General features: G+C 67.6%; 13 protein-coding genes. 3 read left to right on the top strand and 10 right to left on the bottom strand.

The window, feature by feature from the left end; translation table 11 throughout:
• Positions 1-75: 75 nt before the first annotated feature.
• The 5 genes from dop to AC1DDO_RS02730 form a co-directional block, all read right to left on the bottom strand.
• Positions 76-1,686 carry a depupylase/deamidase Dop gene (dop, locus tag AC1DDO_RS02750; protein ID WP_476971558.1) on the bottom strand — a complete coding sequence of 537 codons (1,611 nt, stop codon included), beginning with the start codon at positions 1,684-1,686 and terminating at the stop codon, positions 76-78.
• Positions 1,687-1,742: 56 nt separating this feature from the next.
• Positions 1,743-3,554, bottom strand: coding sequence for a proteasome ATPase (gene arc / locus AC1DDO_RS02745; RefSeq protein WP_476868092.1), 1,812 nt, complete (start codon positions 3,552-3,554; stop codon positions 1,743-1,745).
• An 84-nt stretch (positions 3,555-3,638) separates the two neighbouring features.
• Positions 3,639-4,715: a tRNA (adenine-N1)-methyltransferase gene (locus AC1DDO_RS02740; RefSeq protein ID WP_441408655.1), complete on the bottom strand. Its 1,077-nt coding sequence runs from the start codon at positions 4,713-4,715 to the stop codon at positions 3,639-3,641.
• A 101-nt stretch (positions 4,716-4,816) separates the two neighbouring features.
• Positions 4,817-6,004, bottom strand: coding sequence for a site-2 protease family protein (locus AC1DDO_RS02735; RefSeq protein ID WP_441408654.1), 1,188 nt, complete (start codon positions 6,002-6,004; stop codon positions 4,817-4,819).
• Entirely contained in the window at positions 5,997-6,770 is a 774-nt protein-coding gene (locus tag AC1DDO_RS02730) for an HAD family hydrolase (protein WP_476971401.1), read from the bottom strand. Before AC1DDO_RS02730 ends, AC1DDO_RS02735 begins: the two co-directional genes overlap by 8 nt.
• Positions 6,771-6,923: 153 nt before the next feature.
• Between AC1DDO_RS02730 and AC1DDO_RS02725 the strand changes: the two genes are divergently transcribed.
• Positions 6,924-7,829 (top strand): PAC2 family protein, encoded by a 906-nt coding sequence (locus AC1DDO_RS02725; RefSeq protein ID WP_476868096.1) that lies wholly within the window; start codon positions 6,924-6,926, stop codon positions 7,827-7,829.
• Positions 7,830-7,860: 31 nt separating this feature from the next.
• Here AC1DDO_RS02725 and mshC read toward each other — a convergent pair whose 3' ends face one another.
• Complete coding sequence (gene mshC, locus AC1DDO_RS02720; protein WP_476971400.1) at positions 7,861-9,141, bottom strand: cysteine--1-D-myo-inosityl 2-amino-2-deoxy-alpha-D-glucopyranoside ligase; 1,281 nt, start codon at positions 9,139-9,141, stop codon at positions 7,861-7,863.
• A gap of 15 nt (positions 9,142-9,156) precedes the next feature.
• Entirely contained in the window at positions 9,157-9,990 is an 834-nt protein-coding gene (locus tag AC1DDO_RS02715; RefSeq protein WP_476971399.1) for an undecaprenyl-diphosphate phosphatase, read from the bottom strand.
• Between the two features lie 51 nt (positions 9,991-10,041).
• Here AC1DDO_RS02715 and AC1DDO_RS02710 point away from each other — a divergent pair, with 51 nt between their 5' ends.
• Positions 10,042-10,977, top strand: coding sequence for an aldo/keto reductase (locus AC1DDO_RS02710; RefSeq protein WP_476971398.1), 936 nt, complete (start codon positions 10,042-10,044; stop codon positions 10,975-10,977).
• Between the two features lie 75 nt (positions 10,978-11,052).
• Here the strand turns inward: AC1DDO_RS02710 and AC1DDO_RS02705 are convergent, their stop codons facing one another.
• On the bottom strand, positions 11,053-11,325 hold the full coding sequence (locus AC1DDO_RS02705; RefSeq protein WP_476971397.1) for a hypothetical protein: 273 nt from the start codon (positions 11,323-11,325) through the stop codon (positions 11,053-11,055).
• Positions 11,326-11,364: 39 nt separating this feature from the next.
• Between AC1DDO_RS02705 and AC1DDO_RS02700 the strand changes: the two genes are divergently transcribed.
• On the top strand, positions 11,365-11,598 hold the full coding sequence (locus AC1DDO_RS02700) for a DUF5703 family protein (protein WP_476971396.1): 234 nt from the start codon (positions 11,365-11,367) through the stop codon (positions 11,596-11,598).
• 26 nt (positions 11,599-11,624) lie between these two features.
• Here the strand turns inward: AC1DDO_RS02700 and AC1DDO_RS02695 are convergent, their stop codons facing one another.
• Positions 11,625-12,785, bottom strand: coding sequence for an acyl-CoA dehydrogenase family protein (locus AC1DDO_RS02695; protein ID WP_476971395.1), 1,161 nt, complete (start codon positions 12,783-12,785; stop codon positions 11,625-11,627).
• Between the two features lie 15 nt (positions 12,786-12,800).
• Positions 12,801-14,117 carry a M20/M25/M40 family metallo-hydrolase gene (locus tag AC1DDO_RS02690; RefSeq protein ID WP_476971394.1) on the bottom strand — a complete coding sequence of 439 codons (1,317 nt, stop codon included), beginning with the start codon at positions 14,115-14,117 and terminating at the stop codon, positions 12,801-12,803.
• Positions 14,118-14,208 lie beyond the last annotated feature (91 nt).

Genomic DNA, 14,208 nt, shown 5'->3' with positions numbered 1-14,208 from the left:
GTCCGTCCCTTTTCTCCTAAGGGACATCCTGTAGCAATAGTGCCACGCCGGGGGCGCCGGCGGGGGCCTTTATTCCTAGGAACCGGGGCTGAGTCCCAGCAGTTCGGCCAGGAACGTCCCGGCCTCCCGGTGGCGGGCAAACAGGCCGCCGGTGAGGGCTTCGGTTCCGCGCAGCGGCTCGCGGGTGGGGACCCGCTGGAGCCTGCCCCGGCCGGGGAGATCGAAGATCACCGAGTCCCAGCTGGCTCCCGCGAGGTCCGCGCCGAACCGGCTGACGCAGCGTCCGCGGAAGTACGCCCGGGTGTCCGACGGCGGTTCGGTCACCGCGCGGGCGATCGCGGCGTCGTCGACGATTCGCTGCATCCGGTCGCGGGCCAGCATCCGGTAGTAGAGCCCCTTTTCGGGGCGGATGTCGGCCCACTGCAGGTCCACCAGGCCCAGCCTGGCACTGTCCCAGTCCAAGCCGTCACGCTGGCGGTAGCCCTCCAGCAGGGACAGCTTCGCGAGCCACTCCACCGAGGACGCGGCCGCGGCCCGGTCACCGCCGAGCTCGCTCAATGTGGCGGACCACCGTTCCAGCACTTCATGGGTGTGCCCGTCACCGTCCACGGCGTCCGCGACGCCGGTGTCCTGAGCGTGTTTCGAGGCGGCCTCGAAGTAGATCCACTGCAGGTCCAGGGCTGTGATCCGTCGGCCGTCGCCCAGGCGCAGCAGCGTGGTCAGCGAGGTGTCGTGGCTAATGGCCTGGAGGGCGGCGACGGGCTCGTGGACTTCGATCCGCGGCGCCAGCCCGGCCTCGATCAGGCTCAGGACCATGGCGGTGGTGCCGAACTTGAGGAAGTTGGATGCCTGGCTGAGGTTGGCGTCGCCGATGATGACGTGGAGCCGGCGGTATTTGTCCGCGGTGGCGTGGGGTTCATCCCTGGTGTTGATGATGGGCCGGCGGATGGTGGTTTCCAGGCCCACCTCGGTTTCGAAGAAGTCCGCGCGCTGGCTGATCTGGTAGCCGGCCCGGGCGCTGTCCTGGCCCAGGCCCACCCGCCCGGCACCGCAAATGATCTGCCGGGTGACGAAGAACGGCGTGAGGCCGCGGACGATCTCGCCGAACGGCACTGAGCGGGGCATGAGGTAGTTCTCGTGCGAGCCGTAGGAGACCGATTTGTTGTCCGTGTTGTTTTTGTACAGGTTGACCGGCGGCAGTTCGGAATCGGCGGCCAGGCGGCGGACGGCGGCCAACGCCACGAGGTCGCCGGCGGCGTCCCACGTCACGGCGGCGCGCGGGTTGGTCACCTCGGGGCTGGAGTACTCCGGGTGGGCGTGGTCGACGTACAACCGTGCGCCGTTGCCCAGCACCATGTTCATGAGCAGCGTGCCGGATTCGTCCTCGCCGTCGGCCTCCAGTTCCTGCCGTCCGTAGGCGAGGGCGATCGCCTCGGCGTCGAGGACGGGAGGCTGGTCCGTGAGCTGTTCCGGGTCAGCGCTGCTGCGCTCCAGGGTCCAGCCGCGGGCGTCGTGCAGCGGTTCCTCGTCGGTGTAGTCCCACCGTGTTTCGGCGCCGCCGGCGGCGCGCTGCCGCGTCACCTGCGCGTACGCCTGGATGACCCGGGCGGACATCATGGTGGCGTTGGCTCCCGGGGCCGAGGGCGCGTGGATGCCGTATTCGGTCTCTGAACCCATCACCCGCATCGCACCGCCGACCGGCAGCCCGCCCGAGTCGGCCGGCTTGCCGGGGACAACAGCCGTCACAGGTACTGCCCTGTGCTGGGCATCGTCTCGATGGACTTCCCGGGCTCCTGGCCGGCCTTGCCCTGCACGATGGTGCGGATGTAGGTGATGCGCTCGCCCTTCTTGCCAGAGATCCGTGCCCAGTCATCCGGGTTGGTGGTGTTGGGCATGTCCTCGTGTTCACGGAACTCGTCCACGACCGCCCGGAGCAGGTGGTCGATCCGCAGGCCCTTCTGCCCGATGGTCAGCAGGTCCTTGATGGCGTACTTCTTGGCCCGGTCCACGACGTTCTGCACGACGGCGCCGGAATTGAAGTCCTTGAAGTAGAGCATCTCGGTGTCGCCGTTGGCGTAGGTCACCTCGAGGTATTCGTTGGACTTCTCGGTGGAGTACATCGCCTCGACGGTCCGCTGGACCATAGCGTCCACGGTCGCCTGGACGTCGCCGCTGTGCTCGGCGAGGTCGGACTCGTGGAAGGGCAGGTCCGTGGTGATGTACTTGTTGAAGATGTCCGCGGCGGCCTCAGCGTCGGGACGCTGGATCTTCACCTTGACGTCCAGGCGGCCCGGCCGCAGGATGGCCGGATCGATCATGTCCTCCCGGTTGGACGCGCCGATCACGATCACGTTGTCCAGCCGTTCGACGCCGTCGATCTCGCTGAGCAGCTGCGGGACAATGGTCGTTTCGACGTCGGAGGAAATGCCGGTGCCGCGGGTGCGGAACAGGGAATCCATTTCGTCGAAGAACACCACCACCGGGCTGCCCTCCGAGGCCTTTTCCCGGGCCCGCGCGAAGATCAGGCGGATGTGCCGTTCCGTCTCGCCGACGTACTTGTCCAGCAGCTCGGGTCCCTTGATGTTCAGGAAATAGCTCTTCATGTCCGTCTTGCCGGCGCGCTCGGCGGCCCGCGCGGCCAGCGAGTTGGCCACGGCCTTGGCGATCAGGGTCTTGCCGCAGCCCGGCGGGCCGTACAGCAGGATGCCCTTGGGCGCCTTCAGCCCGTGCTCGCGGTACAGGTCAGGGTGCAGGAACGGCAGTTCGACGGCGTCGCGGATCTGTTCGATCTGCGGGCCCAGGCCGCCGATGTCCTGGTACGTGATGTCCGGAACTTCTTCGAGAACGAGGTTCTCCACCTCGGAGCGCGGGATTTTTTCCAGTGCGTAGCCGGTGCGTGAATCGATCGAGAGCGCGTCACCGACCCGCAGCCGCTGGGCGAGCAGGGCACCGGAGAGCCGGATCACCCGCTCCTCGTCGGCGCGGCCGACCACCAGGGCGCGGTCCGGCCCGAGCATTTCCTTGAGCGTGACGAGGTCCCCGGCGCGCTCGTAGCCGAGCCCGGCGACCACCATGAGGGCCTCATTGAGCAGGACTTCCTGCCCCACGGCCAGCTGGTTGAGGTTGACCAGCGGGCTGATCCCCACACGCATTTTGCGGCCGGCGTTGAAGATGTCCACGGATTCTTCGGTGGCCGCCTGGCCGCTGTTCCCGGCGGTCGGCAGCCGCTTGGGGTTCAGCTGAAGGATGGTGCCGAAGCTGTACGGCGGCTGTCCCTCCTGGTCGAGGGCGTTCTTGAGCCGCAGGATTTCGGCTTTGGCCGTTTCCAGCATGCTGACGAGCTTGGAATTGTTCTGCGTCGCGGCAGCAAGCTGGCGGTCAATGTGGCGGAGCTTATCCCTGAGGATATTGACCTGCCGTTCTGCGACGGACAGTTCACTGGCGGGGTACCGCTCGCCCTCGCCGGATGCGGCCCGAGCCGCATCCGAGCGTGCGGTGGCATCCGCTGCGTCCTCAGCCGGTGTGCGGCCCGGGTCAGTGTTCGGAGTCTCCATCGTGTATCAGCCCCTTCCTGCTCTTCTGTTAAGACCATAGTCCTAAGAAGGCTGGTGCCGCTGGAGACATCCTAAATATGCTGCCTAGTTCGTTATCTCCGGGGCGTCCACGACGTTTGTTCCGGCGATTGCGTCGCGGGCGGCGCGGCGCAGTTTCTTGTCCGAAACGGCCCGCTCGCCCACCGCGCCCGGGGTCCAGGCATTGACGTCTTCTTCGTTAAAGTCAGTCTTGGAGGGACGGCGCTTCACCGAGATTCCCGTGACGCCGTCGGCCAGCCGGCGGGTTACGAGCAGGAATCCGGTGTGGGCGACCATCCGGTGATCAGGTCGTACGGCCAGGCCCTCGAGGTGCCAGCCGCGGACCATGGATTCCCAAGCGTCAGGTTCGGTGAACCGTCCGTCGGCGCGGATGGCTTCGGCTGTCCGCGAAAGCTGCGTCACAGTCGCGACATAATTGATCCACACTCCGCCCGGTGCGAGGACGGTGGCGACGGCGTCGAGGCATTCCCACGGGGCGAGCATGTCCAGGACCACGCGGTCCACGGAGCCGGGTTCCTCGGTGCGGACGACTTCCTCCTGGAAGTCGCCGAGCGAGATCTTCCAGGCGGGGTGCGGGCCGCCGAAGATGGTCTCGACGTTGCCGCGGGCGATGTCCGCGAATTCCTGGCGGCGCTCAAATGAGTGCAGGTAGCCGTTGTCCCCCACCGCGCGCAGCAGCGAGATGGACAGGGCGCCCGAGCCGACGCCGGCTTCGACCACGCGGGCGCCGGGGAAGATGTCCGCCATGGTGACGATCTGGCCGGCGTCCTTGGGGTAGACCACGGCTGCGCCGCGCGGCATGGAGAGCACGAAGTCCGAGAGCAGCGGGCGCAGGGTCTGGTACTGCTGTCCGACGTTGTTGACCACCACGGAGCCGTCCGGCTGGCCGATGATCTCGTCATGGTTCAGGAATCCCCGGTGGGTGTGGAAAGCCCCGCCGACTTCGAGCGTGATCGTGTTCATGCGGCCGCGCTCGTCCGTGAGCTGGACCCGCTCGCCTTCGCGGAACGGTCCGCGGCGGCGCGCCGCGCCGGTCGCGCCGTTGACGGGGGCGGCGGCAGTCGTGTCGCCTGCGGCGGGGGTGGTGGCGGTGTTAGTGCCTGCGGCGGTGTCGCTGCTCATGAAGATGTTCCTCGCTCCTGTAAAGCTGTGTGGCCGCGGACATGCCGGCGGTCACCGGTCCTTGCGCGTGGGGGCCGGAAATTCACGACCGCCCAGTAACTCTACCGGTTCTGCCCCTGGTTCTGGCGCTCGTTCCGGTACTTGCCCGTGATGGCCTTGAGCACAGCGGACTGGCGCAGCAGCCCGGTGACGGCGCCGTCGCGGTCCACGACGGCGTACTCCTGGCCTTCGAGCTGGGCCAGGTACTGGACGAGTTCCTGGCCTTTGGACCATTCGGGGACATAGGCGCCGGCGCCAAGGGGATAGGAGACAGCAGTGAGGGCGGTCGCGGCGGCCAGCGCGGCGGGCACGGTGGCTGCGGCACCGGCGTCGACGATGCCGACGGGGCGGCCGTCCCGGTCGCACAGCACCACGGCAGGCTTTCCCGCCGGCGCCCGGTCCAGGAAGTCGGCCACTGTGGCGGTTTCCGGTAGGCCGAGGGCCGGCTCGGCGAGGGCAGCGGCGTCGACAAGGTACAGCCGGCCGCGCAGGCGGGCCTGTTGGATCGATGCCGATGCGCCCATCCACAGGAAGCTGCCCACGAGGGCGGTGATAAGGGTGAAGGTAATGTCCGGCCGCTGGCCGCTGACCAGGGGCAGGATGATGAACCACAGTGCCAGGGCGACCACGATGATCCGACCCGCCCAGCCCGCGGCGATGGTGCCCTTTTCCTGGCTGCCGGTGACTTTCCAGACGGCGGACTCCACCAGCCGGCCGCCGTCCAGGGGAAGGCCGGGAAGGACGTTGAAGATACCGATCAGCAGGTTGGCCCAGACGAAGATGTTGGCCAGGATGTCACCAACACCCCGCAGGTCACCGAACGAGAGCAGGAGCCAGCCTGCCCCGGCCAGGACGAAGTTCGCGGCCGGTCCGGCCATCGCCACCAGGACGGAGCGGCCAGGTGAGGCCGTGAAGCTTTGGAACTGCGTGTGCCCGCCCCAAAGGTTCAGGACAATCTTTTCCGTGGGCCAGTGGAAGATCTTCGCGGTCAGCGCGTGGGCGAGTTCGTGCGCGAGCACGGAAATCAGGAGCAGCAGCGCGTAGGCGAAGGCGACGAAGAACGCGGTGACGCCGAGACGCGGATTGTTGCTCTGCAGGACCGGGCCGTACGCGATCACGGTGAAGGCGGCGATGATGAACCAGGAATACGCCAGAAATACAGGGATGCCGGCAATGCGGCCCAGCGGGATCCCCTCGCGGCGGGAAGCCGTGCTCTTGCCGGATTGCCCCCGGCTGCCGGTGTCAGCCACGGTGCTGGCTCCCTGCTGAGGCAGCGGTTTGGTGCAGGCCTGATTCGGCCGCCCGGCCGAACGTGGCGTCCGGGAATTCCTGCCGCAGGGCCACCAGCTCCTCAAGGTCGGCAACGGTCCGGCCTTCGAGGGTGTCCCAGGTGGCCCGGCGGGGGTCGTGCGGGAGGGGCAGGATGTGCGGGATGGCGACGGTGACGACGCCGGAGGCGATGGCGGCGGCGACACCCGGCACGGAGTCCTCCAGGGCCACGCAGTGGTCAAGGCTCAGTTCGGGATCCTGCTGCTGGAGGAGTTCCACGGCCGTCAGGTAGGCCTCCGGGTGCGGTTTCCCCTGCGTGACGGTGTCCCCGGTGACGAGGAACTCGAAGTAGGGTTCCGGCAGGCTCGCGACGATCTCCCGGGCCAGCGGGCCCTCGGACATGGTCACGAGGGCGCAGCGGACGCCGGCGTTGTAAAGCTCGTCGAGCAGTTCGCGGGCCCCCGGCCGCCAGGGAACGGAGTTCCGGACCTGGCTGATGACATGGCCGGTGAGTGTGTCGATAATCTCGCGCTGTTCCATCTTCACGCCGGCTTCCTGCAGGATGCCCGCGGAGAACGTCAGGGCCTGCCCGACGAGCTGCATGGCCTGCTCCTGGGACCATTGTCCGCCGTGGGCTTCAACGAGGGCGCGCTCGGCTTCGATCCAGTAGGGCTCGGTGTCGACAATGGTGCCATCCATGTCCCAGAGCGCTGCTTTTAGAAGGGGCCGGGAAGCTGAGGATCGCATGCCCTCCAGTCTACGGGGAAGCCCGCGGACCGGAGCCCGCGCTACGCCTACGGCGAATTCCGGCCGCCGCACCGCGGGATTCGGGGCGGAAATTGGGCACGCTGAGCGCCCAATTGCCTGCGCGGGGCCGGGTCTTGGACGTAGGGTGATGGCATGAACAGCTTCGAGGCAGACCCCACCGAACCAGGCGCCGTCTCCGAGCCGGAGCGGCTGCTGCTGCCCGTCCCCGAGGGCCGGCGCATCACCGTCATGCTGGCTGCCTTTGAGGGCTGGAACGACGCCGGCGAGGCCGCCAGCGATGCCCTGCGCTATCTGAACAAGCTCTGGGGCGGCAAGAAGGCCGCGGCGATCGACGCCGACGAATACTACGACTTCCAGTTCACCCGGCCCACGATCCGCCGGACGGCGGCCGGCGAACGGAAGATCAAGTGGCCGTCAACACGGATCTTCAAGGCCAGTGTCCCCGACTCGAACGTGGACGTGATCTTCGTCCAGGGCACCGAGCCGTCCTATAAGTGGCGTGCCTACACGGCAGAGCTGCTGGTCCATGCCGAGGCCCTCCACGTGGACTATGTGATCCTGGTCGGGGCGCTGCTCGCCGATGTGCCGCACAGCCGGCCGATTCCAGTGAGCGCGTCCACCGACGACGCCGCCCTGCGCGAACGGATGGACCTCGAGGCCTCCCAGTACGAGGGCCCGGTGGGGATAGTCGGCGTGCTGGCCGAGGTGGCCATGCTGGCCGGGCTTCCCACCGTGTCGCTGTGGGCCGCCGTGCCGCACTATGTCGCCCAGGCGCCCTCGCCCAAGGCCCAGCTTGCGCTCCTGCACCGGATTGAGGAGCTGCTCCAGGTCCCGCTGGACACCACGGAACTCGTGGAGGAGGCCGACGCGTGGGAGCGGGGCGTGGACGAGCTCGCCACCGAGGATCCCGAGATTGCGGCGTATGTGCGCCAGCTGGAGGAGGCGAAGGACACCGCCGACCTCCCGGAGGCCAGCGGTGAATCCATCGCCCGCGAATTCGAGCGCTATCTCAAGCGCCGGGGCAAGGACAAGCCCTAGCAGGGGTTTGCCGAGCGTAGAGTGTGGCGGGTTAGAGTTCGACGCCGAGGAGCGCGTTGACGGCGTCGCTCACCAGTGCGGCGTCCGTGGCGGCGGCCGTCTCCGGCGTTTCCAGGGCTGCCTTGGCCCAGGCGTCGACGGCGGCGAGGGCGCCGGGCGCGTTGAGGTCATTGGCGAGTTCGGTCCGCATCCGGCCGATGAGCCCCGCGGCGGAGCCCTGGGGAGCCACGGCGAGGGCCTCGCGCCAGGTGCGCAGCCGGTCCTTTGCCTCGGCGAACCCCTCAGCGGTCCAGGACCAGTCCGTACGGTAGTGGTGGGCCAGGATGGCCAGGCGGATCGCGGCCGGCTCTTCGCCGTCACCGCGGAGCTTTGACACCAGGACAAGGTTGCCCTTGGACTTGCTCATCTTTTCCCCGCCGAGGCCCACCATGCCGGCGTGCGCGAAGTGGCGGGCCAGCGGCACACCGGCCAGCGAGTACGCGTGGCCAGCGCCCATTTCGTGGTGCGGGAAGATGAGGTCCGAGCCGCCGCCCTGGACGGTGAAGGGCTTGGGCAGGTATTCCTGGGCGATCACGGTGCACTCGACGTGCCAGCCGGGCCGCCCCTCCCCCAGTTCGCCGCCGGGCCAGCTGGGCTCGCCGTCGCGGGCAACCCGCCACAGCAGCGGGTCCAGCGCCTGGCGCTTCCCGGCCCGGCCGGGGTCGCCGCCGCGCTCGGCGAAGAGTTCGAGCATTTCGGCGTCGGAGAGTCCGGAAATGGATCCCAGGGTCCAGGCGTCGGCGTCGTCCGTCGAATGTTTACCGGCGGCCTCGACGTCGTAGTACACGTCGCCGTCGGGCTCCCCGGCGCTGCCGGGCACGCGGTACGCGAGTCCGTTGTGCAGGAGGCGCTCAATGGCGGGAACGATCAGCGGAACGGCCTCGACGGCACCGACGTAGTGGTCCGGAGCGAGGACGTTCAAGGCTTCCATGTCGGTCTGGAACAGCTCGATCTGGCTCGCGGCGAGGTCCCGCCAGTCGACGCCGGTGGCCGTCGCGCGCTCCAGGAGGGGATCGTCGACGTCGGTGACGTTCTGGACGTAGGCGACCTGCTGGCCGCCGTCCCGCCAGGCACGGTTCAACAGGTCGAAGGCGACATAGCTGGCCGCGTGGCCCATGTGCGTGGCGTCATACGGGGTGATGCCGCAGACATACATGGACTGCTCACCCGTGGCCTCCAAGGTGACGATTCCGCCCTTGGCGGTGTCGAAAAGGCGCAGGGCGGGCATGCTGCCAGGGAGCTGGGCAACGGGGCGGGAGATCCAGGATTTCACAGCCCAAGCCTAGTGCTAGGCGCTGATGACATTGAAACCGAGCAGCAGGAACAGGGACATTCCCAGGATGATCCGGTACCAGACGAAGAGCCGGTAGCCGCGGGTGGAGACGTACTTGAGGAACCAGCCGATGATGACGTAGCCCACGATGAAGGCGATCACGGTGGCCAGGGCCGTCTCCGGGAGACCGTACGGGCCGGTGATGCCTTCCTTGGAGACCACCTTGTACAACTGGTAAAGGCCGCTGCCGAACACGGCGGGGATGGCCAGCAGGAACGAGTAGCGGGCTGCCGCCTCACGGGTGTAGCCCATCAGGAGACCGGCGCTGATGGTGCCGCCGGAGCGGGACACGCCCGGGAACAGGGCCAGGGCCTGCGCGAGTCCGTAATAGAGGCCGTGCTTGTAGGTCAGTTGCGTCAGTTCGCGGTTCTGCTTGCCAACCGTGTCAGCCACCGCGAGGACCATGCCGAACACGATCAGCATGGTGGCGACGCCCCACAGGCTGCGGAGCACGGATTCGATCTGGTCCTGGAACAGCAGGCCGAGGACGATGATCGGGATGCTGCCCAGGATCACCAGCCAACCCATCCGCGCATCCGGGTCCTTCCGTGACACTTTGCCGGTCAGCGAACCGGACCACGCTCGGATGATCCGCAGGATATCGCGCCAGAAATAGACAATCACAGCCGTCTCGGTGCCCAGCTGGGTGATGGCCGTAAAGGCCGCGCCGGGATCGGACGCATCGGGCAGGAAGGCGCCGACGATCCGTAAATGGGCGCTTGAGGAAATCGGGAGGAACTCGGTCAGGCCTTGTACCAGGCCCAGCAGGGCCGCTTGTATCCAGTTCACGTTTATAGACCCTACGTTATGAAGCACGGCGACTCCCGTAAGCTTGCTGGCATGCAGCAGCGTTATGTCGGCAACAGTGGGTTGCGCGTGTCCGCCCTATCCCTTGGCACCATGTCCTGGGCCCGGGAAACCGAGGAACAGGATGCCGCCGCCCTGGTGCGGTCCTTCGTCGATGCCGGCGGAACCCTGATTGACACCGCGGCGTCCTACGCCGACGGTCAGGCCGAGGCGATGCTCGGCGGAATGCTCGGCGACGTCGTCGCTCGTTCCGAAGTGGTGATCTCCACCAAGGCCGGGCTGACGACGTCGGACGGCCGCCGCAGCGTCGACACCTCCCGCAACGGCATGCTTTCCGGCCTTGACGCGAGCCTGGCCCGGCTGGGAACCGACTACGTGGATCTCTGGTTCGCGCACGCCTGGGATCCCAACGTGCCGCTGGAAGAAACCCTGTCCGCGCTGGACTTCGCCGTGCGATCCGGCCGGGCGCGGTACGCCGGCGTCTCCAATTTCAACGGCTGGCAGACGGCCAAGGCCGCCGCGATCGCCGGCTTTCCCCTCGTGGCCAACCAGTCCGAATACTCGCTCCTGCAGCGCAACGCGGAAATCGAGCTGATTCCGGCAATCGAGGACGCCGGGCTCGGCCTGATGGCCTGGGGACCGATGGGACGCGGCGTCCTGAGCGGAAAGTACCGCGGGCACATCCCGGCGGATTCCCGTGCCGCCAACCAGCGGCTCGCCACCTACGTGGAGCCGTATCTTGAGGCACCCGCGTCGAGCGTGGTGGAGGCGGTCGCCATGGCGGCGAAGGGTCTCGGCCGGACGCCCCTGGATGTGTCGCTGAGCTGGCTGCTGGCCCAGCAGGGCGTGGCAACTGCCGTCGTCGGCGCGCGGACGCCGGTCCAGCTCAAGGAGATCCTGGATTCGGCCCTGGCGCCGCTGCCGCCGGAGATCGCCCAGGCGCTCGAAGACGTCTCCGACCCGGCTTAGGGCCGTCCAAAGAAGTCGCAGGCCAGCCTAGTTCTCTGGCGGCCTGGTTTTCCGGCTGCTCAGCTTCCTGGCCGCTCAGTTCTCTGAGTTCTGCAGGATCTCGAGGTCTTCTTCGTCGTCGACATCGTCCACGTCATCGTCGTCGTCGCCGTCGATCACTTCCAGGGGCGTCACTTCCCCATAGGCCTCATAGAGGGCGTCGTCGTAAACTTCAAAGGCATCGGCGACGGCGAAGAACGCCGCTTCGACCGCGGGATCCCCGTCGCTTCTGCGGGCGGAGGCCGCCGCCAGGTGCTCTTCGAGTGCAGAGGTCAGTGACTGAAGCGCGACACGCGGATCGATGCTCATGACTTCACGTTAGTCGGAAAAAGACGAAAATGGAGAGCAATGAAAGAACATTTTCTGAGCAGCTCGGTCCGGCGGGAACGGGACTATGTGAAGCAGTACGAGTACCTCGTCCTGACGGTCGGCCCTGAGGATTCCCTGCCCGAGGCCCGCCGCCGGCTGGTGGAGCACTCCGAGTACGGCAAATGGGAACTGGAACGCAGCCGCCTCTACGTAGGCGGCGGGCGGCGGTTCTGGTTGCGCCGGAAAGTCATCCAGGTCCAGCGCACCGCATAGGACTCCCCCGGGCCCCAGGGCCGCCCCTAGGGCTCCAGCGGGCCCAGCCAGGCGTTCGCCACGGTGTTGTGCGCCGATTCGTCGTCGGACGGGTGGAACATGCCGGCCAGCACGTCCCGGTACAGCCGCTCCAGTTCAGAGCCGCGGAAGTAGCTTGATCCGCCCGACACCCGGATCGCGAGGTCCACCACGGTGCGCGCCGTTTCCGTGGCCCGGACCTTGAGGCCCACCAGCCGGGGAAACCACTGGCTGCCGTGCTCAGCCAGTTCGTCGACGTCGGCGGCAACGCGGGAGAGTTGCGGGTACAGCGCATCCATGGCCATCGCCGCCTCCGCCACCTTCCAGCGGATGTCCGGGTCCTGGGCGTAGCTGCGGCCGCCGTTCTTGAACGACGTGCGGCGTTGGACGGCTTCCACCCCGAGTGTGAGGGCCCGTTCGCCGATTCCGGTGTAAACCGCAGCCAGCAGGGTCTCGAAGCAGGCAAAGATCGCGAAAATGAGCGGGTCCGCGTTCGGGCCCACCGGAAGTTTCCGGAAGATCCGTTCCCCCGGCACGACGGCGCCGTCCAGGACCGTGGTGTTGGACTGGCTGGCCCGCATGCCCAGGGTGTCCCAGTCCGGCAGGATCTGGTACCCGGGCGTATCCCGGGTGATGAAGCCATGGACCAGCTCCCCGGCGCCGTCGGCCGCCGAGGAGTCCTTCCCGAAGATCCCCAGCCGGGTCCACGCCGGTGAGAGGCTCGTGAAAATCTTGCGCCCGGTGAAGCTGTAGCCTCCGCCGGGCACGGGAACGGCCTCGGTGCGGGAATCGAACAGCACCGAGTCGTTGCCGGCCTCCGAATTGCCGAAGGCAAAGATCTCCCCCTGGGCGGCCTCCTGGAGAATGAAGTCCAGGGAGGAGTCCCCCCGGGCTCCGAGCACGTGGGCGACGCCGGTCCACACCAGGTGCATGTTGACGGCCAGCGCCGTGGCCGGCGCCGCCGTCGCCAGCCGGCGCTGCAGCTGCGCCGCGTCCGCCAGCCCGAGTCCCAGCCCGCCGTCGGCCACGGGGACAAAGATCTTCAGGTAGCCGGCCGCCGCCAGGTCCGCGAGGTCCTCATGGAAGAAGGCATTGTCGCGGTCGTAGCCGGCGGCGCGGCCGCGGATCCGTTCCAGCAGCGGCGCGGTGAGGATGTCCTCGGGCGTCATGGCCGGGGCGCCCGATCAGTAGTTGGTGAGCAGGGTGTCCAGCACCCGCGCACCGAACTTCAGGGAATCCGCCGGGACACGCTCGTCCACGCCGTGGAACATGCCGGTGAAGTCGAGCTCGTCCGGAAGCATCAGGGGGGCGAACCCGTAGCCTGTGATGCCAAGCCGGCTCAGGGACTTGTTGTCCGTTCCGCCGGACAGCGTGTACGGGAGCACCTTGGCGCCCGGATCCTCCGAATGCAGGGCGTCGATCATCGAATCGACGAGGTTCCCGGCGAACGGCACCTCCAGTGAGACATCGTTGTGCACGTAGCTGATGTCCACGCCGGTCCCTGCGAGTTCCCGGACGATCTCCAGCACCTGTTCTTCCTGTCCGGGCAGCGTGCGGCAGTCGATGAGGGCCTCGGCGGATTCCGGGATGACGTTGTGCTTGTAGCCGCCCTTGAGGAGGGTGGGGTTGGTGGTGTTCTGCAGCGTGGCTCCGACAAAACGGGCCACTGTGCCGAGTTCCCTGAGGATCTTGTCCGGGTCGTCGGGATCGAATTCGACGCCGGTGAGTTCGGTGACGCCGTCGAGGAACTGCCGGGTGGTCGGCGTGAGCTCGATGGGCCAGTTGTAGGCGCCGATCCGGGAGACAGCTCCGGCGAGCCGGGTCACGGCGTTGTCGGTGTTGATCTGGGAACCGTGGCCTGCCCGGCCGTGGGCGACAAGGCGGAGCCAGGAGAGGCCCTTTTCCGCGGTCTGGAGCAGATAGGTGCGCTGGCCGCCGATCGTGGCGGAAAAACCGCCAACCTCGGAGATCGCTTCCGTGGCCCCCTCAAAGAGCTCCGGCCGCTTGTCGACGGCGTAGCGGGCCCCGTAGGTGCCGCCGGCTTCCTCATCGGCGAAGAACGCGAAGATGAGGTCCCGCTTGGGTTTCCGGCCGGTGCGGGCGAAGTTGCGCAGCACGGACAGGATCATGGCGTCCATGTCCTTCATGTCCACGGCACCGCGTCCCCAAATCAGGCCGTCCTTCAGCTCGGCGCCGAAGGGGTCCACCGACCACTGCTCGCGGAGGGCCGGGACAACATCCAGGTGGCCGTGGACCACGAGCGCGCTGGCCGAGGGGTCCTCCCCCGCCAGCCGGGTCACGACGCTGGCGCGGCCGGGGGCGGCCTCGAAGATTTCCGCCTCCAGCCCGACTTCAGCCATGAGCCCGGCGGTGTACTCGGCGGCCGCACGTTCACCGGGGCCGGAGCCGTCTCCGTAGTTGGATGTGTCGATCCGGATCAGCTCTTGGCAGATCCTGACGACCTCGTCCTCGGGCCTGGGTTCAGTCCGGTTGTCAGTCATTGCGGCTCCTCTTAGCGGGTGGCTCAATTGCTGACTTCAGCCTACCCACACCACCCCCGCGGACCCCGATTATTTGTTTCCGGAAAAGTCG

This window comes from Arthrobacter sp. 10N43 (genome assembly GCF_056394525.1).
Note: the sequence above shows the minus strand (reverse complement) of the source record. Positions and strands in the feature narration are given on the sequence as shown.

Excerpts from the sequence above, each read along its gene's own strand:
- AC1DDO_RS02700 (WP_476971396.1), top strand. The coding sequence starts at position 11,365 with ATGAAAGAACATTTTCTGAGCAGCTCGGTCCGGCGGGAACGGGACTAT.
- AC1DDO_RS02740 (WP_441408655.1), bottom strand. The coding sequence starts at position 4,715 with ATGAGCAGCGACACCGCCGCAGGCACTAACACCGCCACCACCCCCGCC.
- AC1DDO_RS02725 (WP_476868096.1), top strand. The coding sequence starts at position 6,924 with ATGAACAGCTTCGAGGCAGACCCCACCGAACCAGGCGCCGTCTCCGAG.
- AC1DDO_RS02730 (WP_476971401.1), bottom strand. The coding sequence starts at position 6,770 with ATGCGATCCTCAGCTTCCCGGCCCCTTCTAAAAGCAGCGCTCTGGGAC.
- AC1DDO_RS02710 (WP_476971398.1), top strand. The coding sequence starts at position 10,042 with ATGCAGCAGCGTTATGTCGGCAACAGTGGGTTGCGCGTGTCCGCCCTA.
- arc (WP_476868092.1), bottom strand. The coding sequence starts at position 3,554 with ATGGAGACTCCGAACACTGACCCGGGCCGCACACCGGCTGAGGACGCA.
- AC1DDO_RS02705 (WP_476971397.1), bottom strand. The coding sequence starts at position 11,325 with ATGAGCATCGATCCGCGTGTCGCGCTTCAGTCACTGACCTCTGCACTC.
- dop (WP_476971558.1), bottom strand. The coding sequence starts at position 1,686 with ATGCGGGTGATGGGTTCAGAGACCGAATACGGCATCCACGCGCCCTCG.
- AC1DDO_RS02690 (WP_476971394.1), bottom strand. The coding sequence starts at position 14,117 with ATGACTGACAACCGGACTGAACCCAGGCCCGAGGACGAGGTCGTCAGG.
- AC1DDO_RS02695 (WP_476971395.1), bottom strand. The coding sequence starts at position 12,785 with ATGACGCCCGAGGACATCCTCACCGCGCCGCTGCTGGAACGGATCCGC.